Raw genomic sequence first — 23,923 nt, forward strand, 5'->3', positions numbered from 1 at the left:
GGGGTGCCTCCCGCCGGAGGCGGGCGGAGCGGCAATGGCTGACGAGGATGGTGAATGGCTTGGTCGTCGAGGCGGCGGAACTCACCCGGCTGTACGGGCAGCGGGCGTCCGGCTCTGCTCCCGCGTACCAGCGGGTGAAGGACCTCGTGGCCGAGCAGGTCGCCACCGGCCACTGGGCCGAGGACGACGCCCTGCCGTCGGAGAGCCAGTTCGTCGAGGCACTCGGCCTGTCCCGGATGACGATCAACCGCGCGCTGCGCGAGCTGGCCACGGAAGGCGTGATCCGCCGGGTGATGGGAGTGGGCAGCTTCGTCGCTCCGAGAAAGGGCAGCTCAGCCCTTGCGGGGGTGCACAACATCGCCGACGAGGTGCGCCGCCGTGGTCATCGCTATCGCGCGCGGGTGCTGTCCGTAGGGGAGGAGCGGGCCGATCCGAAGGCCGGCGCCCAGCTCGGTCTCGGTGCGGGAGGCGCGGTCTTCCACTCCCGCGTGGTGCATTACGAGGACGACGTGGCGGTCCAGCTGGAGGACCGTTACGTCAACCCGGCCTTCGCCCCCGGCTATCTGGAGCAGGACTTCACCCTGCAGACTCCGTTCGCCTTCCTGTCCAAGGTCGCGCCGCTCGGCAAGGGCGAACACATCGTGGAGGCGGTGCTGGCGTCCGCGGAGGAGTGCGCGATTCTCGGTGTCGCACCGTCCGAGCCGTGCCTGCTGATTCAGCGCCGCACCTGGTCGCGGGACGCCCTCGTCAGCATCGCGCGGCTCCTGCACCCCGGCTCGCGCTATCGCCTCGAAGGCGCGTTCGACACGCACTGACCGCTCGGGCCCGCTACGGCCCGGGGGCCCGGCCGGAAACGGCCGCGGTGAGCCGGGCGGCGCCCCGCACCAGGATGTCCCGCACCTGATCCACGTCGTGCCGGCAGTGGTGCCGGCGCCAGGTGCTGCTGATCGCAGCGACCGGCCGCTCGTTGTGGTCGAACGCCGCCACGCCCATCGAGCGGAACCCTTCGGAGACCATCTCGACCTCCTGCGACCAGCCGCGCTCACGCTCCTGTGCAAGGGCGCCCGCCAGCCCCGCCAGCGTGCGCGGGCCCCTGCCGGTGCGGGTGGTGAGGTCGCCGGGCCGGGGGAACAGAGCCCGCAGTTGCGCGTCGGACGCGTGCGCGAGGATGGCGCGTCCGTTGGCCGTGAGATGGGCCGGCAGCCGTACGCCGATGTCCGTGACGAGGGTGATGTCGACGTCCCCTGTCCTGCCCGAGGGCGGCCGCTCCTTGAGCAGATAGACCGTCTCCGCGCCGTCGAGGATGCCCATGTGCACCGTCTGGCCCAGGCGGTCGGCCAGGGTGCGCAGGATGGGGCGCGCGAGCCGCTCCAGGGGCTCGTGCCGCAGATAGGCGGAGCCGACCTCGAAGGAGGTGACCCCCAGACCGTACGCCTGGTCCTTCGGCACGTAGGTGACGAAGCCGCGGTCGGCCAGGACGGAGAGGATGTGGTACGCGGACGAGCGGGGGATGTCCAGGTCACGGGCGAGCGCTGCGGCCCGCACCAGTCCAGGGCGTCCGGCGAGGTACACGAGGATGTCCAGCGCCCGCCCGACGGCCGGCGACGCACTCGACGCCACTGCGCGTTCACTCACCGGACCACCTCTTGACGCTCCTGTATATGCAGGAATATACAGGCCTCTCCGTTCGCCGCACAGGTATCCGGCGAACGGATCACTTGGCCGGTGACCAGCGCCCCGCGGCGCACTCTGAACCCCGCCGCGCACTCTGAACAGAGAGGCAATCGTTTGAGCACCGACACTCCGGGCCTGAGCAGGGGGCTGCGGTCCCGGCACATCCGCTTCATCGCCCTTGGATCCGCGATCGGCACCGGGCTCTTCTACGGCTCCTCCGAATCCATCAAGGCGGCCGGGCCCTCGGTCCTCCTGGCGTACCTGATCGGCGGCGCGGCGGTCTTCCTGGTGCTGCGGTCCCTGGGCGAGATGGCGGTGCGTTCCCCATGCGCCGGCTCGTTCGGTGAGTACGCGACGAAGCACCTCGGACCGCTCGCCGGTTTCACGACCGGGTGGACGTACGCCTTCGAAATGGTCATCGTCTGCATCGCGGACATCACGGCGCTGGGTCTCTACATGGGCTTCTGGTTCCCGGACGTCCCGCGCTGGACCTGGATGCTCGCCGCCATCCTCGTCATCGGCGCGCTCAACCTGCTGAGCGTCAAGGTCTTCGGCGAGCTGGAGTTCTGGCTCTCCCTGCTGAAGATCGTCGCCATCGTCGCGATGATCGTGGCAGGCATCGCCGTGATCGTCTTCGGTCTCGGCAGCGGTGACGGCCACCATGTCGGCGTATCGAATCTCTGGAACAACGGCGGCTTCTTCGCCAACGGCGCCCACGGATTCGTGATCTCGTTCGCCGTGGTCATGTTCGCCTTCGGCGGCACGGAGATCATCGGCGTCACCGCCGGCGAGGCCGAGTCCCCGGAGAAGACCATCCCGAGCGCGGTCAACTCCATCCCCCTGCGCATCATTCTCTTCTACGTGCTGACCCTCGCGGTCATCATATCGGTCAACCCCTGGCAATACGTCGACACGTCGGGGAGTCCCTTCGTCGAGATCTTTGCCGGTATCGGTCTCAAGTCCGCGGCCACCGTGCTGAACGTGGTGGTCCTCACGGCCGCTCTCTCGGCGATCAACAGCGACATCTTCGCCGCCGGCCGCATGATGTACGGCATGGCCCAGCGCGGGCAGGCGCCCGCGGTCATGCGGCGGCTCACCCGCAACGGCGTGCCGTGGATGACCATCGTCATCATGATCGGAGCCCTGCTGTTCGGCGTCCTGATGAACTATCTGATGCCCGACAACGTCTTCCTGATCATCTCCTCGATCGCGACATTCGCCACGGTCTGGGTGTGGCTGATGATCCTGCTGACTCAGGTGAAGGCGCGGTGGCGGATGACGCCGCAGGAGGCGGCGGCCCTGAAGTTCCCGGCCCCCTTCTGGCCGTACGGCCAGCTGGCCGCCATCGTCTTCATGATCGGCATCATGATCGTTCTCGGCTTCTACGACAGCACCCGGATCGCCCTGGTCGTCGGCGTCGTATGGCTCGCGCTCCTCACGGGCGTCCACTACCTGTGGATGCGGTCGCGGCGCGCCCAGCCGGAGCCGCCCACCTCCGCGGAAGCGGAAAGGGAGGCCGTTCCCACGGCGGCCCCGCGACGGGGATAGCCGCAGCCACCCGTCGGCGGCCCGCTCGCGACCAGGAACACACCGCTCATCCGTCTGCTCCCCGCCGGATCTGCCGCAGCAGTCCGGCAAGGGTGAGCAGCCACGCGAGGGCGGCGATCCACAGCAGAGCGCGGCCTGCCGTCGCGAGCTGGTGGATGCCGGTGGCCGAGGCGGAGGTGAGGGAGGCGACGGCGGTCATGCCCAGGGGGAAGACCGTGGACCAGCGGCGGATGTCGTAGTGCGGGCGGGGGCGGGCGAGCTCGGCGGCGGCCAGGACGAGGTACCAGGCGAAGGCGAGAGCGAGCAGCCCGAGCGTCGTCGCGCGAAGCGCGGTGTGGGCACTGCCGGTCCAGACGGGGGACGTCAGGAGTTTCGCCCCGGCCAGGGCGGAAATCGCCGACGCGCCCCCGGCGACCCACTGGTCGCCGCCCCCGGTGACGACCTGCCGGAGAGCGAAGTGGTGGAGCGCCGCGAGGTAGAGGAGCACGCCGAGGCAGAACAGCGCGAACCCGGCCCTGGCGAGCCAGGTGCCGTACGCCGGGGCGAGCGTGCCGGCCAGTACGGCGAGGCCTTGGGTGGCGACGCAGACGAGGAAGACCGCACCCGGCATCCGCCGGCGCCAGTGGCGGATGTCCGCGAGCAGCAGCCCCGGCCACGCGAGCGCCGCGACGGCGAGCAGGGAAGCGGCGAGGACGTACCGGTCGAGCAGGGCCACGCGGGTACCGAGTACGCAGGTCGCGGCGACGGCGGTGACGGCGGGCGGAGTGCCGGCCCCGGCGATCCAGCGGGCCCGGTCGCACAGCAGCCGCCGGCTGAAGTCCACGGCGAGCAGCAGCCACAGCCCTACGGTCGGCGCGAGCAGGATCGCGGAGAGAACGGGGTGGCCGGTCAGCGACAGGCCTACCGAGATGATGCCGGTGGCCATCACTGCGGCCCCGGCAGCGGGGGGCAGCTCGGCCCACCGGTGCGAACGGCGGTGCTTCGTCACCCGTCCATCGCATCGCGCCCGGAGCGGCACCACCATCGGGCAGGTCCGCACGGGTCCGGCCGCGGCCTGCCGGCCGTCGCGCCCGGCCGCGCGGACCGCCGTCGGCGTCGGTGTGGTCAGCGGGCGGGTGCGGGCAGGGTGAGGCGTCCGTCGTGGACTTCGGCGATCTGGTCGACGGCGGTGAGGTGGGTGCGGTCGTGGGTGACGAGGACGGTGGCGGTGGCCTGTTGGTGGGTGAGCCGGGTGATCAGGTCGATGACGGCGGCGCCGCGTTCGTGGTCCAGGGCGCTGGTGGGTTCGTCGACCAGCAGGACGGTGGGGTCGTTCATCAGGGCGCGGGCGATGTTGATGCGCTGGCGCTGGCCACCGGAGAGCTGGTGGGGGCGTCGGCCCGCCTGGTCGGCCAGGCCTACGGAGTCCAGCAGTTCCATCGCGCGCGGGCGGGCCGCGGACGCGGAGCAGCCGTCTATCCGGGCCATGACCTGGAGCTGTTCGGCCGCGGTGAGGGAGGGCAGCAGGTTGGGCTGCTGGAAGACGATGCCGATCTTGTGACGGCGCAGCTCGGTCAGTTCACCGCGGGTCATGCCGGTGGTGCTGACGCCGTCGATGGTGACGGTGCCGGCCTCGGGGGTGATGAGGGTGGCGGCGACGGCGAGGAGGCTGGACTTGCCGGAGCCGGAGGGGCCGACGACGGCGGTGAGGCTGCCCTTGGGGACGTCGAGGCCGACCTGGTCCAGGGCGGTGAGGCGGCTCTCGCCGTCGGGGTAGGTCAGGGTGATGTCGGTCAGGTTCAGGCTCATCGTGCGCTCCCCAGGGCGGTCAGCGGGTCGACGGAAGTGATGCGGCGGATGGACAGGGCGGCCCCGAGCGCGCCGAGAAGGATCATCACGGCGGCCGGGACGAGGACGGTTGCCGGGGTGAGCAGGAAGGGCACGGCCGAGCCGGACAAGGCGGCGCCCACAGCGGCGGCGATACCGGTGCCGAGCAGGGTGCCGCCCGCCAGGAGGACGACGGCCTGGCCGAGGGCGTCCTTCAAGAGGTCTGCGGTGGAGGCGCCCAGGGCCTTGAGGACGGCGACATCACCGCTGCGCTGGATGGTCCACACCGTGAAGAACGCACCGATGACCAGGGCGGAGATGGCGAACAGGAAGCCGCGCATCAGCTGCAGGGAGCCGTTCTCGGAGGTGTAGGAGCCGATCGCGGACAGCGAGTCGTCCTTGGACACCGTCTTGGTGCCCACGGCCTCGTCGGTCGCGTTCACCTCGGCGCCCGACGTGGTCTTGAGTGCGATGACGGTCGCGGCGGGGCCGCCGGAGCCGCCGGTGGGCGGGGCGGTCTTCTGCCAGGTGGTGAGGCTGGTCCAGATGACGGGGGTGTGGCTGAAGGAGGCGTCCCCGCTCGTGGCGGCGACGGTCAGCCGCCGGCCGGCGACGGTGACCGTGTCGCCCGGCTTCGCACCGAGGTCGTCGGCGGCGGCGGTGGACAACACCACCGACCGGTCGTCGATCTTCCCGCTGTCGGGAGCCAGGCCGGAGCCGGGCCGGACGCCGAAGACGGACACACCCTCGCTCCGGTCGCCCGCGGTGGCCTTGGTGGTGGAGATGCCCAGCGGCTCGGCGCTGCTCACCCCGGGTGCCTCGGCCCACCGCTCCCACTGCTCACGGGTGACCGTGGAATTGGCGTACGAGACGTCCTGCCCGCTGCTCGGAGCGGCGAAAGCGATCCTGTCGGCGGGCAGGCCCGTGATCGCGGAGATGTTCTGCCGGCCGAGCCCGGCGGTGAGCCCGGACAGCAGCCCGACAAGCAGCGTGATCAGCACGATGACGGTTCCCATCAAGGCGAAACGCCCCTTGGCGAACCGGAGGTCTCTCCAGGCGACGAACATGTTCCGGCCGGGCCCTTTCACGTGGTGGAATCGGTACGTCCCCACTTTCGCCGCCGCCCCCGTGCCGAGGCATCGCGCCCAGGATCGGACTTTTGGAATCAAAGGACAGCGCCCGCCCTCCACCTTTTGATTGATGGCCGGTATGGACCGTTTCCGTAGACTGGGTGCCTCATGAGCACCCTCACTCCCACCACCAGGGCCCTGGCCTGGTGCCTGCACCTGCTGGTCATCGGCCTGCTCGCCCTGACCGTGGTCCGGGCCCTGGGCACGGGGGAATCCCGGGCCGGCCTCATCGTCGCCGTCTGTACGGCGCTGGGGCTGGCGTACGCGGTGGGCCCGCTGCTGCCCCGTATCAGCCGCTCCCGCCGGGACGCCGCGCTGTGGCTGGCCATGGTGGGCGCCGTCTGGCTGGTTCTGCTGGCCCTGACCGCCGACGCGGTGTGGCTGGCGTTCCCGCTGTATTTCCTCCAGCTCCATCTGCTGCCTCGCCGCAGTGGCCTGATCTCGGTCGTCGCCACCGCCGTCGCGGCGATCACGGCCTTCTCCGCCCACCAGGGCACCTTCGCGGCTGCCACCGCGATCGGCCCGGCACTGGGCGCGGCCGTCGCCGTGGCCGTGGTGTGGGGCTATCAGGCCCTGTACCGGGAGAGCGAACAGCGCCGACGGCTGATCGAGGAACTCACCACCACCCGCGCCGACCTGGCCGCCGCCCAGCACACCGCCGGCGTCCTGGCCGAACGCGAGCGCCTCGCCCGCGAGATCCACGACACCCTCGCCCAGGGCCTGTCCAGCATCCAGTTGCTCCTGCGCGCCGCCGAACGCGCCCTGCCCGCCCGGCCCGAGGCCGCCGGCCGCTACATCGACCAGGCCCGCCAGACGTCCGTGGACAACCTCGCCGAAGCCCGCCGGTTCGTCGCAGCCCTCACCCCGCCCGCCCTGGAAGGCACCACCCTGGCCGGAGCCCTGGAACGGCTGTGCGCCACGACCAGCACCCAGCAACCCCTCACCGTCCGCTTCCACCTCACCGGTGAACCCGTGCCCCTGCCCACCGCCCACGAAGTCGCCCTGCTGCGCATCGCGCAGTCCGCGCTGGCCAACACCGTCCGTCACGCACACGCCACCACCGCCGAGGTGACTCTCAGCTACCTCGACGACGAGGTGGCCCTCGACGTCGTCGACGACGGCACCGGCTTCGATCCCACCCGCCTGCCCGCTCCCGATCCGGCCACCGGCGGTTTCGGACTGGCCGCCATGCGCGCCCGCACCCACGCCCTCGGCGGCACCCTCAGCATCGAATCCGCCCCCGGCCGCGGCAGCGCCCTCGCAGCGCAGCTCCCCGCCCACCCCGCACCCCGACCAGACGACGAGGCCCAGCCGTGACCGACACCCCCATCCGTCTGCTGCTCGCCGACGACCACCCCGTCGTACGGGCCGGACTGCGTGCCGTACTGGAGACCGAACCGGACTTCACCATCGTGGCCGAGGCCGCCACGGCCGAGGAGGCGGTCACCCTGGCCGGCGAACTCGACATCGACGTCGTTCTGATGGACCTGCAGTTCGGGCAGGGCATGAACGGCTCCCAGGCCACCGCCGCCATCACCGCCCGCCCCGGCGCACCCCGGGTCCTGGTCGTCACCACCTACGACACCGACGCCGACACGCTGCCCGCCATCGAAGCGGGCGCCACCGGTTACCTCCTCAAGGACGCCCCGCCCGAGGAACTGGCCGCCGCCGTACGGACCGCCGCCGCCGGACGCACCACCCTCGCCCCCACCGTCGCCGACCGGCTCATGAACCGCCTGCGCACCCCCCGGACCGCCCTGACCCGCCGCGAGACGGAAATCCTCGGTCTGGTCGCCGACGGCCTGTCCAACCAGCGCATCAGCGACCGGCTCAGCCTCACTCAGGCCACCGTCAAGTCCCACCTGGTCCACATCTACGCCAAGCTCGGCGTCGACTCCCGCACCGCCGCCGTCGCCACCGCCACCGACCTCGGCCTCATCCGCCGCTGACGGCCGGCACATGACGGCCGGCGGCCGGCCGTCGTGCCCGCTCCGTGCGAGGCCGCGACGAGACGGGCCCGTCACCCGACACGTCATGAACACAAAGGGTCCCCTGGCCCGCGTTTCCGCAGCCCAGGGGACCCTTCTACCGATGTGGAGCCTAGGAGATTCGAACTCCTGACATCTGCCTTGCAAAGGCAGCGCTCTACCAACTGAGCTAAGGCCCCGAAAAACGGACAGCACCGGACGTTTCAGCGTCTCGGCGACCGCCGCAGACCAGAGTACCGGGTACCCCCCGGAATCTTGCAAAAAAACAGGGACTCCCGGTCGGCGACCACGCTCCGTAAGATGCTCGACGAGGTTCGCAGCAGCGAAGCCGCAGCGAAGGGGAGACGCGCCATGGATGCAGCTCAGCAAGAGGCAACAGCAAGAGCCAGGGAACTTCAGCGCAGTTGGTACGGAGAGCCTCTCGGGGCGCTCTTCCGCCGGCTGATCGATGACCTCGGCCTGAACCAGGCCCGGCTCGCCGCGGTCCTCGGGCTGTCCGCCCCCATGCTCTCCCAGCTGATGAGCGGCCAGCGGGCGAAGATCGGCAACCCGGCGGTCGTCCAGCGTGTCCAGGCGCTCCAGGAACTGGCCGGTCAGGTCGCCGACGGCAGCGTCAGCGCGGGAGAGGCCACCGACCGCATGGAAGAGATCAAGAAGTCCCAGGGCGGTTCCGTCCTCACCGCCACCGGCCAGACCTCCAACACCGGCGGCGCCCCGACCGTCCGGCGCGTGGTGCGCGAGATCCAGTCGCTGCTGCGGTCCGTCGCAGCCGCCGGTGACATCATCGATGCCGCCGACTCCCTCGCCCCGACCCACCCGGAGCTGGCAGAGTTCCTCAAGGTGTACGGCGCGGGGCGCACCGCGGACGCGGTGGCGCACTACGAGGGACACCAGAGCTAGGGCCTGTCCGACGGGTTCTAGGGCACTATCCCCGAGAGCCGGGCACGAGCCGGAACAGGAACTGGGAGCGGGCGCAGCGCAATGGGTGAGGTCTTCGCCGGTCGGTACGAACTGATCGATCCGATCGGACGTGGTGGGGTCGGCGCCGTCTGGCGCGCCTGGGACCACCGGCGCCGCCGTTATGTGGCGGCCAAGGTCCTCCAGCAGAGCGACGCGCACACACTGCTGCGCTTCGTCCGCGAGCAGGCGCTGCGGATCGAGCATCCGCATGTCCTCGCCCCGGCCAGCTGGGCCGCGGACGACGACAAGGTCCTGTTCACCATGGATCTGGTGAGCGGCGGTTCACTGGCCCATGTCATCGGCGACTACGGGCCGCTGCCCCCTCGTTTCGTCTGCACGCTGCTCGACCAGCTGCTGTCCGGGCTGTCGACGGTGCATGCGGAGGGCGTCGTGCACCGGGACATCAAACCCGCCAACATCCTGATGGAGGCCACCGGCACCGGGCGACCGCATCTGCGGCTGTCCGACTTCGGCATCTCCATGCGCAAGGGCGAGCCGCGCCTCACCGAGACCAACTACGTGGTGGGAACTCCGGGTTACTTCGCGCCGGAGCAGATGATGGGCGCGGAACCCGACTTCCCCGCGGACCTGTTCGCGGTCGGCCTGGTGGCGCTGTATCTGCTGCAGGGTAAGAAGCCGGACGCGCAGGCCATCGTCGAGCACTTCGCCGCGTACGGAACTCCCGGCGCCCCGGAGGGGATCCCCGAGCCGCTGTGGCAGGTCCTCGCGGGGCTGCTGCAGCCGGATCCCCAAGCCAGGTTCCGTACGGCCACGGGCGCGCGCAAGGCGCTGACGGCCGCGGTCGACATGCTGCCCGAGCCCGGCACCGACGACGAGCCGGTGGAGGTCTTCGACCAACTCGGGCCGCTGCCCGCCGGCTTCGGACCCGACGGACCGGTCACGGCCCCCAGAACGGCCGTGCAGGACGCGCGCCCCGGACAGCCCGTACACCCCAACCCCACGGCTCAGCACCCCGTACAGCCCGTACACCCCGGCCCCGCGGCTCAGCACGCCGGACAGCAGCCCGACACCCCGCCTCCGGTCCCGATGTCGGAGACGGGCAGCTTCCACCTTCCGCCGCCTCCGCAGCCGCCCGCACCGCTGCCCCAGCAGGCACAGCCGGCCACGCCTCCCACTCCGCTCCCGGCGCACACGGCTGCTCCGTTCGCCGCGCCCGCACCGCATCCTTCGCAGGCCCCCACGGCCGCGGTGCACCCTGAGCCGGCTCTCACCCGGGCGTACACCGCCGGGCAGCCGCAGGTTCCCGCCGCGGGATCAGGATTGGCCGCGCACGTGCCGCAGAGGCGTCCGGGACCGCCCCCGAAGGTGACGGTCCCGGTCCTGCTGGTGGCACTGATCTGCTTCGCCGTGGGTGTCTGGGCCCTGACCCAGAGCTGAGCGGGCCGTCGGCCGGAACCGCCGCCGCGTACGGCAGCGGTTCCGGCCCCGCTACCAGGCCTGCGGCGGGCCTCCGTAAGGCGCTTGTCCGCCCCCGCCCGGTACGCCCCCGCCCGGACCGTTCGAACCGGGCGGAACCGCCGGTACCACCGAAGCCGCCGAAGCCTCCGGACCCGCCATGGCCTCCGGACCCATCGGCGCCGCCACCGCGCGGCGCCGCGCCAGCAGCGTCCACATGCCGAGCCCGAGCACCAGCACGGCACCCGCACTTATCCCGGTCACGCCGACCGCCCTCATGGTGTTGCTCCTGGCCGCCTCGGAATCGCTCCGGCCGCTCTTGGCCATGTCCCTGTCGTCCTGCGTGACCGAGAAGATCCCCGCGCCGCCCGCGTACGGCGACTTCTCCGCCTTCCCCTCCACCTTGATCTTGAGGATCAGCGGAATCGCCTCGTCACCGTACGACTTCGCGACCTTCGGGCTGAGCGTCACCGACAGGTAGTACCAGCCGGCGAACCGCATGGCGCTGACGCTGCTGGTGTAGTCGTGACGGTTCTCGTACGCCACCGGAGGCAGCGGATCCAGCGATACGGACGCGGGCTTGCCGGAGTACGACAGCGGGCTCACGTCGTCGACGTGGCCGTGGGCCGGATTGTCCAGGGACATCGCGAGCGCGTTGCCGATGTACTCGTTCGAGGCGTTGTTGTTGCTGAGGTCGGCGGTGGCGAAGATCTGCTGGCCCCAGTCCACCGGCACCCGGTAGAAGCGGGTCTGCCCCGGCGCGATGTCGTCGTGCCACTCGCCCGTGTCCAGGCTGGTCGCGGTGGAGTAGCTGGTGCCGCCCGACCGCTTCTGCGGGGCGGCGGTGGGCGGCTCGGGGGAGGCCGACGGCCAGTTCTTCGGTGCCTCGGTCGGCATGGAGCCGGCCGAATCCGGCTGTGGTTCCGACTCGTAGCGCAGCTCCAGGTCCCACTCGCCGGGTGACGAGGTCGCCTTGCTCTCCCGCTCGATCAGGACGTTGTACGTGCCCGCTTTCTGACAGGTACTGCTGCCCTTCTCGATGTTCCGATAGGCGTACGCCGCGATCGGACGCGGGAACTCCGCGGACTCGAACCGGGCGTCCTCCGAGCTGCACTGCAGGTCCGTGCTGTCCCTGATACTGACCGTGATGCCGTCACCGTAGGCGACCTGGCCGCCGCCCTTGGGCACGGCCACCGCCGAAACGTACGCGTCCGTCTTCGCGTCGAGGTTCAGGCGGTAGTAGAGCTTCTCGCCGCGCTTGATCGAACTCTTGTAGACCGATCCGGGCGTGAGCGCCGACGCCTCGGTGCTGACCTCCGCGCCGCTGATCTCCTTCGCTCTGGGATCGAAGGTGTACGCGGCGTCGTCCCCGGCCGCGTACGCCTGCCCCGGCACCGCCGCCGCGCACATCGCCGCGACGGCGGCCAGCGCCACCCGGCCCCTGTTGCGCTGCCTCATCACGCGCTTCCCCTCGTCGTCTGTGCGGCGCGCCCGCGACGCCCGCGCACGAACACGAACCCCGCGATCACCACCACCACGGCGCCCGCCCCGGCAGCGGCCGCAATGCCGGTCCATCCTGCCCCGCCCGTACCGCTGCTGTCTCCGACGCCGCTCGAATTACCCTTCTTGTCCCTCTTCTCGGCCACGACAGCAGCGTGGTGCTCGGGACCGGCCAGCTCGTCGCCGAGCACCGACACCCGCAGCACCACCCCGATCCGAGCGTTCTCCGCGATCTCGGCGGCCCCCGCCCCCAGCGTCACCGAGATGTAGAAGTCGCCCCCGGCGTGCACGGGTTGGACGGCGGCTCGGTACTCGTACCGATTGGTCCAGGCGACCGGCACCCCGCCCATCCTGACCACCGACGGACGGCCGTTGTACATGGTCCTCGGGGTGAACTCGCCGCCCCCGGTGAGCGGGAACCGAGCGGGAGTGAACAACTGCGTCGCACCGTACGAGTACGTGGAGGCGCCGCTCCCCACCGTGGGCTCGTTCGCGAACTCCACGTCGTAGCGCACCTGCTGGCCCCAGCCTGCCGGGACCTTGTACCAGACGGTCTGCGACGGAAGGATCCGGTCGCGCCATACGCCCGGGCCGAGTTCCTCGGCGTCGTTGAAGCCGGTACCGCCCCGCACATCGCTGGGGTCGCCTGCGGGCAGCACGGCGTCCTTGCCGCCCTTGCCGTACTCCGGCTGCGACTGGGCGGGCGTGACCCCCTGCTGCAGCGGTGCCTCCACCCCGTGGACGAGTTCGAGCGGCCAACGCGCTGCGTCGGAGCCCTTCTTGCTCTCCCGCTCCACCACCAGCCAGTACCGCCCCGCCCGGTCGCAGGCCCGGGTGCCCTGCTCCGCCGGAATACGGGCGACGGCCGAGGTCAGCGGGGTCGCGCCCTCCTTCTGGTTGAAGTGCGCGGTGTCCGTCACGCACGAACCGTCGGTGCCGTACGCGATGCTGGTGCGCAGCGCGTCGAACGTGTCGACGGCCGCCCCGGGCTGCGGCACCGCCGTCGCCGAGAAGTCCGCCGTCGAAACGGCATCCAGACCGACGGCGTAGTACCGCTTCTCACCGGGCCCGATGGTGTCCAGATACTGCCCGGGTACGAGCACGGGCGCCCCCGCGCGCGTCGCCGCGCCCTCGACCCGCTCGCCCCGGAACCGGTAGCCGTCCGCGGAGAGCTGGGACGCCCGTTGCAGCTGCCGGGCCAACGACGCGGCGTCCGGCGCGTCGTAGTAGCGGCCGTTGCCCGCCGCCGCGACGCATTCGAGCTGCTCGCGGGCGGCGCCCTTCACCTGGAAGCCGACCGTGTCGATCCGCAGCCCGGTCCCCTCCCTGGCCAGCTGCTCGGCGACCTCGCAGGGCCGCGGCGCACCGCAGTTGTCCTCGCCGTCGGAGATCAGCAGGATCGTGCGCGTACCGACGGCTCCGCCCGCGGGCCACGGAAGGTCCTCGGCGGCCCTGCGCAAGGACAGCCCGATGGGAGTGTCGCCCCTGGGCTCCACGGCCGCCACGGCCTGCTTCACGGCCGCCCGGTCGAGCCTCCGGACCGGCTGTACGAGCCTGGTGTCCGCGCAGCCCCGGGGGCGGTCGGCGCCGTACACCCGCAGCCCGGTCGGATATCCGTCGGGGAGGTGGTCCACGACGGTGCCGACGGCCGTACGGGCACTCTCCATCCGGGTTCGCCCCGTACCGTCGTCGTCCGCCATGGATCCGGACGAATCGAGCACCATGACCAGGCTGCCGCCCGGGCCGGCGCTCGTCTCCCGCGAAGCGCCGGGTGCGGCCGCCGCGGCCGGCATCGTCCCCGCCACCAGGGCGAGCAGCGCCCCGCCGACCCATGCCCCCGCAACCGCAGTGCGGCGGTGATCCTGTGTCCTCACGCGTGCCCCCCGACCGAAAAAGCCGAACCTTTTGCTCCCGCAACCTATTGATTTGCTTAGGTGAACTCAAGAGCACAGGTGTCACGGTCCCGCAACAGCACGAAGCCCCGGCCGCTCAGCGACCGGGGCCCGCAATCAGGCTGTTCTGTCTCACACACCCGAACCTGCGGGCACGGAGTCGGTCGCCTCCGTCCACAGATCCTGCTCGGCGCGATCCGCCTGGATCTGGCGGTACACGAGGAGCCCGCCGATGGCGGCCAGTGCGACCAGGAGAAGCTTCTTCACCGCGCGACCTCGTCTTTCCTTGACGTAGGGGACTTCTGCCGCCCGACTATACACACCGGCCGATATCGATCGGTGACCTACCTGCGGCCCAATTGGCGCCCAGGGAAAAGCGATCACCGAGAATCGCTCCGGCCGGAGATCACGCCGGCGCCGGCCGCCCCTCGCAAGCCCGTCGAGGCCGGTTGCACCAGATGAGTGGTGTTCATCTGAAGATCGACGGATCCGCGGCGTCGGTCCACGAAATCAAGGGCCACATCCACATCATCAGAAAGGTAAGCAAACCGGACTACCCGAAAGCGAGGGGCCATGAGCACCTTCAAGGCCAAGAACATCTGGACCGCCTTCATCACCGCCTTCTTCGCCCTCCTCGCCGCACTGGGGCTCATGAGCACCCCGGCGGCGGCCACGGAGCCGAACGCCCCGGATCCGACCACCACGAGCCACGAGCACACGGGGGCGACCGCGGCAACCGCGACCACTCCGTCGGTCCGCTGGACCCTTCCGCGTGACAGGGCGCTGCCACCCACGATGAAGCAGCGCATCCGTGCCGAGGCACACGGCTCCTCATCCGCCGCCTGGCAACTGTCCGAGGACACGACGGACGCCACGGAATCCAGGAACACCGCCCACGCCACCCACGGAGCTCCGGCGGGGGACGCGTCCCTCCTCCCCCCGTGAGCGCCGCACAACTGACGTACAGAGCCCCCGGGGCCGGTTCACACCGGACGGGGGCTCCTTCGTACGCTCCAGGCCCCTCCTGCCCCTCCTGCCCCTCCTGACGCGAAGACAGCAGAGGACAGCAGAACCTCCTCGGCCCGACGCACCCCACGCAGCCGCACCGAGCGCGCACCGCACCGACCACACGCAGAAGGCCCGGTGTCTCCGAGGAGATACCGGGCCTTCTGCTGTCACTGTGGGGCTAACAGGATTTGAACCTGTGGCCTCATCCTTATCAGGGATGCGCTCTAACCAACTGAGCTATAGCCCCGCCGCGCTGCGCGCTGACTTCTGAAGATTAGCGCACGTCGGGGCCAGTCCCAAAATCGATACTCCGTGCCCTACTCGTCCTCGGCCAGCGTGAGCTCGACGCCGCCCACGAAACCTGCCGACAGGTTGTAGATGAAGGAGCCCAGCGTCGCCAGCGCGGTCGCCAGCACCACGTCGATCACCGCGATGACCGAGGTGAAGATGAGGACCCGCGGAAGCGACAGGAACGACTGGAGATCGAAGCCGCCGCTGTCGTTCGAACCGGTGGCCTCGCTGATCGTGCCGCCCACGGTCTCGAAGACGCCCATCGCGTCCATCACCATCCACAGCACCGCCGCCGCCACCACCGTGCAGATACCGAGCGCGATGGAGAGCAGGAAGCTCACCTTCATCACCGACCACGGGTCGGCCTTGGCCACCCGCAGACGGGCCTTGCGGGTACGCGGAGTCGTCCGCGCCCCCGTCCGCGGCAGCCGGGCCGCCTGCGCGGCGCCGGCGCCCTGCGCACCGCCCTGCGTGCCGTGCGGCCGGCCGCCCTGGGTCCCGCCCGCGGGCGAGGGGTACGCCTGCGGCGGGTGGTAGGGCCCGCTCGCCTGCCCCGCTGCGGGCTCGCGCTCACCGGGCAACGGCCCGGTCGCGTAACCCTCGTACTGGGGCTGAGGCCCCCGGGTGTCCGTCACAGTGCCCCCTTGGGAGTCCGTGGCAGGGCCACGGGCACCGTTCGCTCCAGCTCCGGAAGCGGCCGAACCGGCGCCCGTGGCTCCACTCACGCTCTACTCCTCGTGCTCCCCAGCCGAAGGCGAAGTGCCTTCGGCATTACCCTCGACCGTGCTCTCTGCAGCACCCGCCACCGCGGCCTCGGCGTCCTCGGACCCCTCGACCTCTTCGGCCTCACGACCGGCTTCGGCGTTGCGGGCGATACCTACGACGGCATCGCGCTTGCCCAGATTGATCAGTTGGACGCCCATGGTGTCACGGCCCGTCTCCCTGACTTCATTGACTCTCGTACGAATCACACCGCCGCCGAGCGTGATGGCGAGGATCTCATCCGTCTCCTCGACCACCAGCGCGCCGACCAGCGAGCCCCGGTCCTCCACGATCTTGGCGGCCTTGATGCCCAGGCCGCCACGGCCCTGAACCCGGTACTCGTCGACGGGAGTCCGCTTCGCGTACCCGCCGTCGGTGGCAGTGAACACGAACGTACCCGGCCGGACAACATTCATCGAGAGCAGTTCGTCGCCTTCACGGAAACTCATGCCCTTGACGCCCGACGTGGCACGGCCCATCGGGCGCAGCGCCTCGTCCGTCGCCGTGAACCTGATCGACTGGGCCTTCTTGCTGATGAGCAGCAGATCGTCCTCGGCCGACACCAACTCCGCACCGATCAGCTCGTCATCGGAGCCGTCCGCCGTCTCCCGCAGGTTGATCGCGATGACGCCACCGGAACGCGGCGAGTCGTAGTCCTTCAACGCGGTCTTCTTCACGAGGCCGCCCTGCGTGGCCAGGATCAGATACGGCGCGGCCTCGTAGTCGCGGATCGCCAGAATCTGGGCGATCCGCTCGTCCGGCTGGAAGGCCAGCAGGTTGGCGACGTGCTGACCACGGGCGTCACGGCCGGCATCCGGGAGCTCGTACGCCTTCGCCCGGTACACCCGGCCCTTGTTCGTGAAGAACAGCAGCCAGTGGTGCGTCGTCGACACGAAGAAGTGGTCGACGATGTCGTCTTCCTTGAGCTTCGTACCGCGCACGCCCTTGCCGCCGCGCTTCTGCGAGCGGTAGTCGTCCGTCTTCGTACGCTTCACATAGCCGCCGCGCGAGATCGTGACGACGATGTCCTCCTCGGCGATCAGGTCCTCGATGGACATGTCACCGTCGAAGGGCACCAGCTTGGAACGCCGGTCGTCGCCGAACTTCTCGACGATCGCCGCCAGTTCCTCGCTGACGATCTGCCGCTGCCGCTCCGGCGACACCAGGATCGCGTTGTACTCGTTGATCTTCGCCTGGAGCTCGTCGTGCTCGGCCGTGATCTTCTGGTGCTCCAGCGCGGCCAGCCGGCGCAGCTGCATCTCCAGGATCGCGTTCGCCTGGATCTCGTCGATCTCCAGCAGGCCCATCAGGCCCTCGCGCGCCACCTCGACCGTCTGGCTGCGCCGGATGAGGGCGATGACCTCGTCGATCGCGTCCAGCGCCTTGAGCAGACCACGCAGAATGTGCGCCCGCTCCTCCGCCTTGCGCAGACGGAACCTCGTACGCCGGACGATGACCTCGATCTGGTGCGTCACCCAGTGCCGGATGAACGCGTCGATCGACAGGGTCCGCGGCACACCGTCGACCAGCGCCAGCATGTTGGCGCCGAAATTGGTCTGCAGATCGGTGTGCTTGTACAGGTTGTTCAGAACGACCTTGGCGACCGCGTCCCGCTTCAGCACGACCACCAGACGCTGACCCGTACGCGACGAGGTCTCGTCACGGACGTCCGCGATCCCGCCGATCTTGCCGTCCTTCACCAGGTCGGCGATCTTCTGCGCCAGGTTGTCCGGGTTGGTCTGGTACGGAAGCTCCGTCACGACCAGGCACTGCCGGTTCTGGATCTCCTCGACCGCGACGACCGCACGCATCGTGATCGAGCCACGGCCGGTGCGGTACGCCTCCTCGATGCCCTTGCGGCCCACGACGAGCGCACCCGTCGGGAAGTCCGGACCCTTGATCCGCTCGATCAGCGCGTCCAGCAGCTCCTCGTGCGAGGCCTCCGGGTGCTCCAGGTACCACTGCGCACCCTCCGCGACCTCACGCAGGTTGTGCGGCGGAATGTTGGTCGCCATACCGACCGCGATGCCCGCGGAACCGTTGACCAGCAGGTTCGGGAAGCGCGCCGGCAGGACCGTCGGTTCCTGGTTGCGGCCGTCGTAGTTGTCCTGGAAGTCGACGGTCTCCTCGTCGATGTCCCGGACCATCTCCATGGACTGCGGCATCATCTTGCACTCGGTGTACCGCATGGCGGCGGCCGGGTCGTTGCCCGGAGAACCGAAGTTGCCGTTGGAGTCCACCAGCGGCATGCGCATCGACCACGGCTGTGCCAGTCGCACCAGTGCGTCGTAGATCGACGAGTCACCGTGCGGGTGATACGTACCCATGACGTCACCGACGACACGGGCACACTTGTAGAAGCCCTTCTCGGGCCGGTAACCGCCGTCGTACATCGCGTACAGCACCCGGCGGTGGACGGGCTTGAGACCGTCCCGCACGTCCGGCAGCGCACGCGAGACGATCACGGACATCGCGTAGTCGAGGTAGGAGCGCTGCATCTCCGTCTCGAGCCCCACGGGCTCGACACGCATGCCCACACCGGCGGCGGATTCCTCTTCAGGTGTTACAGGGGTGTTCTCGTCGGCCATTGCTGGTCAAAGTCCTTTCGAGCGGCGGCTTGCTGGTACGGCCGACTCAGATGTCGAGGAAGCGGACGTCCTTGGCGTTGCGCTGGATGAACGAGCGCCGCGCCTCGACGTCCTCGCCCATCAGCACCGAGAAGAGGTCATCGGCCTGCGCCGCGTCGTCCAGCGTGACCTGGCCGAGGACCCGGTGGTCGACGTCCATCGTGGTGACGCGCAGCTCCTCGGCGTTCATCTCGCCGAGACCCTTGAAGCGCTGGATCGAGTCTTCCTTGATCCGCTTGCCGTTCTGCTTGCCGAGCTCGACCAGGGCGTCGCGCTCGCGGTCCGAGTACGCGTACTCGAAGTCGTCCCGGCCCCACTTGATCTTGTAGAGCGGGGGGCGGGAAAGGTACACGTGCCCGGCCTCGACCAGCGGACGCATGAAACGGAAGAGGAACGTGAGCAGCAGGGTGTTGATGTGCTGACCGTCGACATCGGCGTCCGCCATCAGAATGATCTTGTGATAGCGGAGCTTCTCGATGTCGAAGTCCTCGTGGACCCCGGTACCGAAGGCCGAGATCAGCGCCTGGACCTCGGTGTTCTGCAGGATCTTGTCGACCCGGGCCTTCTCGACGTTCAGGATCTTGCCCCGGATCGGCAGGATCGCCTGGTACATCGGATTACGGCCGGACTTCGCCGAACCACCGGCGGAGTCCCCCTCGACGATGAAGATCTCGCACTTCGTCGGATCGTTGGACTGGCAGTCGCTCAGCTTGCCCGGCAGCGAGGCGCTCTCCAGGAGCCCCTTGCGACGGGTGAGATCACGCGCCTTGCGGGCCGCGACACGGGCCGTGGCCGCCGCGATGCCCTTGCGGATGATGTCGGCAGCCTCGTTCGGGTTCCGGTCGAACCAGTCCGTGAGGTGCTCGTGGACCACCTTCTGGACGAAGGTCTTCGCCTCCGTGTTGCCCAGCTTGGTCTTCGTCTGACCCTCGAACTGCGGCTCGCCCAGCTTCACCGAGATGATCGCCGTCAGACCCTCACGGATGTCGTCACCGGTGAGGTTGTCGTCCTTCTCGCGCAGCAGCTTCTTGTCCCGCGCGTACTTGTTGACCAGCGTCGTCAGCGCCGCGCGGAAACCCTCCTCGTGCGTACCGCCCTCATGCGTGTGGATCGTGTTGGCGAAGGAGTAGACACCCTCGCTGTACTGCGTGTTCCACTGCATGGCGATCTCGGCCGAGAGGAGACGCTCCTTGTCCTCGGCCTCGATGTCGATCACCGACTGGTGAATGACATCGCCCTTGCGGGAGTTGAGGTACTTCACGAAGTCGACGATGCCGCCGTCGTAGTGGTACGTGACCGTACGGGCCTGCTCCTCCTCGGCGACCTCGGCCACCTCGGCGACATCCGCACCCGCCGTCGCCTTCGCCGACTCACGCTCGTCGGTGAGCCTGATCGTCAGACCCTTGTTGAGGAACGCCATCTCCTGGAAGCGGCGCGACAGGGTCTCGAAGGAGTACTCGGTGGTCTCGAAGATGTCCCCGTCGGCCCAGAACGTGACCGTCGTACCCGACTCATCGGTGGCCTCGTTACGGGCCAGCGGAGCGGTCGGCACACCCAGCTTGTAGTCCTGGGTCCAGCGGTACCCGTCCCGGCTGACCTCGACGGAGACACGCGAGGACAGCGCGTTCACCACGGAGACACCGACACCGTGCAGACCACCGGAGACGGCGTAGCCGCCGCCGCCGAACTTGCCGCCGGCGTGCAGGACGGTCAGCACGACCTCGACGGCCGGCTTCTTCTCCGACGGCACGATGTCGACCGGGATACCCCGGCCGTTGTCGATCACACGGACCCCGCCGTCGGCGAGGATCGTGACGTCGATCGTGTCCGCGTGCCCTGCCAGGGCCTCGTCGACCGAGTTGTCGACGACCTCGTACACGAGGTGGTGGAGGCCCCGCTCACCGGTCGAGCCGATGTACATGCCAGGTCGCTTGCGGACCGCGTCCAGGCCCTCGAGGACGGTGATCGCGCTGGCGTCGTACGAGGGGGTGACCTCGCCGGAAACGGATGCCTCGGCCGAGGCGATCACCTCGCCGCTCTCACCGGGTGTAGACGGAATGTTCTCGTTGGGGTTGCCGGAATCGGCCACGAAGCGCCCTTTCTGGCACAGCACAGGCCGTTCTCCGGACAGTCGGGAGCGGCTGCGTCGTTCGGCTTGTATCGACGACTCCCGCAGCGGTGCGGGATTATTCACCAGTCTACCGGTAGCGCCGACACTAATGGGGGTTTGCCGGTACCTGAGTACGCATGTGCCGCCCTGGATGAGCGCCTGACGACTCCCCATATTCAGGACGGGCCCCCAAGAGGCTCACGCGGGCATTGAGCGCTTCGGCCTGTCAACCTTTCGCTACCGTGAGGGACGCCCCGCTCCCCCCGTACGGCTTCAACCGCCGCATACCCGCACAACACGGACGCGACGGACGGCATCACCGAGAAGACGGCACAGCACCCCGATCACCTCCCGAATACGCCCCCACACCCCTGAGGAACGCGAAAAAGCCCAGCTCAGACGCTCTCAGCCATATGTATCGCCAGGACCGGTACTCCCCGGCGCCCGCAGCGGGCCGAACCTGCGCTGCGGCCCCCCGGGCCCCAACACCTTGATCAACCGCACCGTGCCGTGCCCCAGATCCGCATTCAGCCGGGCCACCAGCTGCGGCGCCAGCAACCGCAGCTGCGTCGCCCACGCCGTCGAATCGCACTGCACTGTCAGCACCCGCTCGTCCGGATCCTCGTCGTACCGCAACGGGACACAGTGATTCGCCAGATCCTCACCCACGATCTGCGGCCAACGACCCATCACCCCACCCACCGCCGCAGGCGTCTCCCAGCCGTGCTCAGTGATCAGACGATTGATCGCAGCACCCAACGGCAGCGGATCCCGCCCATCCGCCCGCGCCCCCGAACGCAGCCCACCACCCCGCCTGGCCTGCTTCTTCTGCTGCGCCGCAGCACCACGCGCCCGCGCCTGCTCCTTCGCCGCACGCAACGCCACCCGCGCCAGATCCACCCCCGACGGCTCCGGCTGCTTCCCCTCCACCGGCCGCCCCTGCGTCGGCTCCCCAGGAACACCGGTGGTCCCGGACACCTCACCACGGCCGCTCACAGCCGCTCCACCTCACCCGCGGACACCGCATACCGCGCCCCCGCCAGAACCCCCGGAACATCGTCGTCCACCGCTGCCGTCACCAGCACCTGCTCACCCGGCGCCACCAACTCCGCCAACCGCTCACGACGACGCGCATCCAGCTCCGCGAAGACATCGTCCAGCACCAGCACCGGCTCATTGCCCTCGCTGCGCAGCAGATCGTACGAAGCCAGTCTCAGCGCCAACGCAAACGACCAGGACTCACCATGGCTCGCGTACCCCTTGGCCGGCATTCCCCGCAGCCCCAGCAGCAGATCGTCACGGTGCGGACCGACCAACGTCACACCCCGCTCGATCTCCTGCTTACGGACCTCCGCCAAGGCCGCGATCAGCTGCTCGTACAGCTCCTCACGCGTACGCGCCGAATCCACACCCGCACCGACCGAACTGCGGTACTCCAACGCCACCGGACCACCCCCCGGAGCCACATCCCCATACGCCTTGTCGGCCAACGGCTGCAACGCGGCAATCAGATCCAGCCGCTGCGCCAGCAGCTCCGCACCCACCCGGCCCAGATGCTGGTCCCACACATCGAGCGTGGACAGATCCATCGACCGGCCACCGTGCCTGCGCGCCATCGCCGCCGACTTCAGCAAGGTGTTGCGCTGCTTCAGCACGCGCTCGTAGTCCGAACGCACCCCCGCCATACGCGGCGAACGCGCCGTGATCAGCTCGTCGAGAAAACGCCGACGCTCCCCGGGGTCCCCCTTGACCAGCGCCAGATCCTCCGGCGCGAACAGCACCGTACGTATGATCCCCAGCACATCACGGGGCTTGACCTGGGACGATCTATTGATCCGGGCCCGATTGGCCTTGCCCGGATTGAGCTCCAGCTCGATCAGCTGCGAACGCTCGCCCTGCATGACAGCGGCCCTGACGACAGCCCGGTCCGCCCCCATCCGCACCAGCGGCGCGTCGGAGGAGACCCGATGGCTGCCCAGCGTCGCGAGGTAGCCGACGGCCTCCACCAGATTCGTCTTGCCCTGCCCATTGGCCCCCACGAAAGCGGTGACGCCCGGATCGAGAGGTACCTCGACCCGGGCGTACGAGCGGAAGTCGGCCAGCGAGAGATGCGTGACATGCATGGTGTACGCCGACCTTCCCGGCTTCCTGCTCCGTGCTCCGTGGTGCGGGTCGGACATGGCGGCCCGGCCCACTCCTCGTTGCGGTTACTTCGTGTTCTGCTTCTTGCTGATCAACTTCTTGTTGATCTACTTCTTGTTCTCCACCGCGTGGCCACCGAACTGGTTGCGCAGCGCGGCGATCATCTTCATCTGCGGGGAATCGTCCTGCCGCGAGGCGAAACGCGCGAAGAGCGACGCCGTGATCGCGGGCAGCGGCACCGCGTTGTCGATCGCGGCCTCCACCGTCCAGCGGCCCTCACCGGAGTCGGCGGCGAAGCCACGGAGCTTGTCGAGGTGCTCGTCGTCGTCCAGCGCGTTGACCGCCAGGTCGAGCAGCCAGGAACGGATGACCGTGCCCTCCTGCCACGAGCGGAAGACCTCGCGCACATCGGTGACGGAGTCGACCTTCTCCAGCAGCTCCCAGCCCTCGGCGTAGGCCTGCATCATGGCGTACTCGATGCCGTTGTGGACCATCTTCGCGAAGTGACCGGCGCCGACCTTGCCCGCGTGGACGGAACCGAAGTCGCCCTCGGGCTTCAGCGCGTCGAAGACGGGCTGGACCTTCGCCACGTTCTCGGCGTCGCCGCCGTACATCAGCGCGTAGCCGTTCTCCAGGCCCCAGACACCGCCGGAGACGCCGCAGTCCACGAAGCCGATGCCCTTGATGCCCAGCTCGACCGCGTGCTTCTCGTCGTCCGTCCAGCGGGAATTCCCGCCGTCCACGACGATGTCGCCGGGCGAGAGGAGACCGGCCAGCTCGTCGATGGTGGCCTGGGTCGGGGCGCCGGCCGGCACCATCACCCAGACGACCCGGGGGCCCTTCAGCTTGCCCACGAGCTCTTCGAGGCTGTGGACATCGGAGACGTCCGGGTTGCGGTCGTAACCGATGACGGTGTGGCCTGCGCGGCGGATGCGCTCGCGCATGTTGCCGCCCATCTTGCCGAGGCCGACGAGACCGAGCTCCATCAGAGATTCCTTAAGCGTTGTGCCGATTCGTACCCAAGGCCGAGCCTACGCCCGGCCGGGGACAGATCGACGGGCATGCTCGG

General features: G+C 69.4%; 20 protein-coding genes and 2 tRNA genes. 7 read left to right on the plus strand and 15 right to left on the minus strand.

The features are described 5' to 3' along the window. Positions 1 to 47: 47 nt before the first annotated feature. Positions 48 to 815 (plus strand): histidine utilization repressor, encoded by a 768-nt coding sequence (gene hutC / locus ACZ7L9_RS08925; protein WP_471413806.1) that lies wholly within the window; start codon positions 48 to 50, stop codon positions 813 to 815. 13 nt (positions 816 to 828) lie between these two features. On the opposite strand, the gene ACZ7L9_RS08930 is transcribed toward hutC, so the two are convergent. Then, entirely contained in the window at positions 829 to 1,635 is an 807-nt protein-coding gene (locus ACZ7L9_RS08930; protein ID WP_471413808.1) for an IclR family transcriptional regulator, read from the minus strand. 153 nt (positions 1,636 to 1,788) lie between these two features. Here ACZ7L9_RS08930 and ACZ7L9_RS08935 point away from each other — a divergent pair, with 153 nt between their 5' ends. Beyond that, the gene (locus ACZ7L9_RS08935) at positions 1,789 to 3,222 is read left to right on the plus strand and encodes an amino acid permease (protein ID WP_471413810.1); all 1,434 of its coding nucleotides are present in this window, start codon (positions 1,789 to 1,791) and stop codon (positions 3,220 to 3,222) included. Positions 3,223 to 3,268: 46 nt separating this feature from the next. On the opposite strand, the gene ACZ7L9_RS08940 is transcribed toward ACZ7L9_RS08935, so the two are convergent. The 3 genes from ACZ7L9_RS08940 to ACZ7L9_RS08950 all read right to left on the minus strand — a co-directional run bounded on the left by ACZ7L9_RS08940 (position 3,269) and on the right by ACZ7L9_RS08950 (position 6,095). Next, positions 3,269 to 4,210, minus strand: a complete 942-nt coding sequence (locus tag ACZ7L9_RS08940; protein ID WP_471413811.1) for a tellurite resistance/C4-dicarboxylate transporter family protein — start codon at positions 4,208 to 4,210, stop codon at positions 3,269 to 3,271. Positions 4,211 to 4,326: 116 nt separating this feature from the next. After that, positions 4,327 to 5,010: an ABC transporter ATP-binding protein gene (locus ACZ7L9_RS08945; protein ID WP_471413813.1), complete on the minus strand. Its 684-nt coding sequence runs from the start codon at positions 5,008 to 5,010 to the stop codon at positions 4,327 to 4,329. After that, complete coding sequence (locus ACZ7L9_RS08950) at positions 5,007 to 6,095, minus strand: ABC transporter permease (RefSeq protein ID WP_471413816.1); 1,089 nt, start codon at positions 6,093 to 6,095, stop codon at positions 5,007 to 5,009. Before ACZ7L9_RS08950 ends, ACZ7L9_RS08945 begins: the two co-directional genes overlap by 4 nt. A gap of 171 nt (positions 6,096 to 6,266) precedes the next feature. Here ACZ7L9_RS08950 and ACZ7L9_RS08955 point away from each other — a divergent pair, with 171 nt between their 5' ends. Both ACZ7L9_RS08955 and ACZ7L9_RS08960 read left to right on the plus strand, forming a co-directional pair. Continuing rightward, the gene (locus tag ACZ7L9_RS08955) at positions 6,267 to 7,475 is read left to right on the plus strand and encodes a sensor histidine kinase (RefSeq protein WP_471413818.1); all 1,209 of its coding nucleotides are present in this window, start codon (positions 6,267 to 6,269) and stop codon (positions 7,473 to 7,475) included. Then, a complete protein-coding gene (locus ACZ7L9_RS08960; protein WP_471413819.1) occupies positions 7,472 to 8,107 on the plus strand; it encodes a response regulator in 636 nt (211 codons plus the stop codon). The genes ACZ7L9_RS08955 and ACZ7L9_RS08960 overlap by 4 nt, the downstream gene beginning before the upstream one ends. Positions 8,108 to 8,252: 145 nt before the next feature. Here ACZ7L9_RS08960 and ACZ7L9_RS08965 read toward each other — a convergent pair. Further along, positions 8,253 to 8,325 (minus strand) — tRNA-Ala (locus tag ACZ7L9_RS08965). A gap of 172 nt (positions 8,326 to 8,497) precedes the next feature. On the opposite strand from ACZ7L9_RS08965, the gene ACZ7L9_RS08970 reads away from it, so the two are divergent. Next, positions 8,498 to 9,046: a helix-turn-helix domain-containing protein gene (locus tag ACZ7L9_RS08970; protein ID WP_471413822.1), complete on the plus strand. Its 549-nt coding sequence runs from the start codon at positions 8,498 to 8,500 to the stop codon at positions 9,044 to 9,046. Between the two features lie 81 nt (positions 9,047 to 9,127). Next, positions 9,128 to 10,504 carry a serine/threonine protein kinase gene (locus ACZ7L9_RS08975; RefSeq protein WP_471413823.1) on the plus strand — a complete coding sequence of 459 codons (1,377 nt, stop codon included), beginning with the start codon at positions 9,128 to 9,130 and terminating at the stop codon, positions 10,502 to 10,504. Positions 10,505 to 10,555: 51 nt separating this feature from the next. Here ACZ7L9_RS08975 and ACZ7L9_RS08980 read toward each other — a convergent pair whose 3' ends face one another. The 3 genes from ACZ7L9_RS08980 to ACZ7L9_RS08990 all read right to left on the minus strand — a co-directional run bounded on the left by ACZ7L9_RS08980 (position 10,556) and on the right by ACZ7L9_RS08990 (position 14,181). Further along, positions 10,556 to 11,980 (minus strand): hypothetical protein, encoded by a 1,425-nt coding sequence (locus ACZ7L9_RS08980; RefSeq protein WP_471413825.1) that lies wholly within the window; start codon positions 11,978 to 11,980, stop codon positions 10,556 to 10,558. Next, on the minus strand, positions 11,980 to 13,815 hold the full coding sequence (locus tag ACZ7L9_RS08985; protein ID WP_471414120.1) for a vWA domain-containing protein: 1,836 nt from the start codon (positions 13,813 to 13,815) through the stop codon (positions 11,980 to 11,982). The genes ACZ7L9_RS08980 and ACZ7L9_RS08985 overlap by 1 nt, the downstream gene beginning before the upstream one ends. 231 nt (positions 13,816 to 14,046) lie before the next feature. Further along, positions 14,047 to 14,181: a DLW-39 family protein gene (locus tag ACZ7L9_RS08990; RefSeq protein ID WP_003958712.1), complete on the minus strand. Its 135-nt coding sequence runs from the start codon at positions 14,179 to 14,181 to the stop codon at positions 14,047 to 14,049. A 306-nt stretch (positions 14,182 to 14,487) separates the two neighbouring features. On the opposite strand from ACZ7L9_RS08990, the gene ACZ7L9_RS08995 reads away from it, so the two are divergent. Continuing rightward, the gene (locus ACZ7L9_RS08995; RefSeq protein WP_471413826.1) at positions 14,488 to 14,859 is read left to right on the plus strand and encodes a DUF6344 domain-containing protein; all 372 of its coding nucleotides are present in this window, start codon (positions 14,488 to 14,490) and stop codon (positions 14,857 to 14,859) included. A 236-nt stretch (positions 14,860 to 15,095) separates the two neighbouring features. Here ACZ7L9_RS08995 and ACZ7L9_RS09000 read toward each other — a convergent pair. The 7 genes from ACZ7L9_RS09000 to gnd form a co-directional block, all read right to left on the minus strand. Then, positions 15,096 to 15,169: transfer RNA gene (locus ACZ7L9_RS09000), tRNA-Ile, on the minus strand. Positions 15,170 to 15,239: 70 nt separating this feature from the next. Further along, entirely contained in the window at positions 15,240 to 15,848 is a 609-nt protein-coding gene (locus ACZ7L9_RS09005) for a DUF3566 domain-containing protein (protein WP_471413828.1), read from the minus strand. 93 nt (positions 15,849 to 15,941) lie between these two features. Continuing rightward, positions 15,942 to 18,563, minus strand: a complete 2,622-nt coding sequence (gene gyrA, locus ACZ7L9_RS09010) for a DNA gyrase subunit A (RefSeq protein ID WP_471413830.1) — start codon at positions 18,561 to 18,563, stop codon at positions 15,942 to 15,944. 46 nt (positions 18,564 to 18,609) lie between these two features. Continuing rightward, positions 18,610 to 20,715 (minus strand): DNA topoisomerase (ATP-hydrolyzing) subunit B, encoded by a 2,106-nt coding sequence (gyrB, locus tag ACZ7L9_RS09015; protein WP_471413831.1) that lies wholly within the window; start codon positions 20,713 to 20,715, stop codon positions 18,610 to 18,612. Positions 20,716 to 21,117: 402 nt separating this feature from the next. Next, a complete protein-coding gene (locus ACZ7L9_RS09020; RefSeq protein WP_471413833.1) occupies positions 21,118 to 21,690 on the minus strand; it encodes a DciA family protein in 573 nt (190 codons plus the stop codon). 14 nt (positions 21,691 to 21,704) lie between these two features. Then, positions 21,705 to 22,835 (minus strand): DNA replication/repair protein RecF, encoded by a 1,131-nt coding sequence (gene recF, locus ACZ7L9_RS09025; protein ID WP_471413835.1) that lies wholly within the window; start codon positions 22,833 to 22,835, stop codon positions 21,705 to 21,707. A 126-nt stretch (positions 22,836 to 22,961) separates the two neighbouring features. Further along, positions 22,962 to 23,840 (minus strand): phosphogluconate dehydrogenase (NAD(+)-dependent, decarboxylating), encoded by an 879-nt coding sequence (gene gnd / locus ACZ7L9_RS09030; RefSeq protein ID WP_093895043.1) that lies wholly within the window; start codon positions 23,838 to 23,840, stop codon positions 22,962 to 22,964. Positions 23,841 to 23,923: the final 83 nt, after the last annotated feature.

Source organism: Streptomyces sp. NPDC111516, assembly GCF_055635345.1.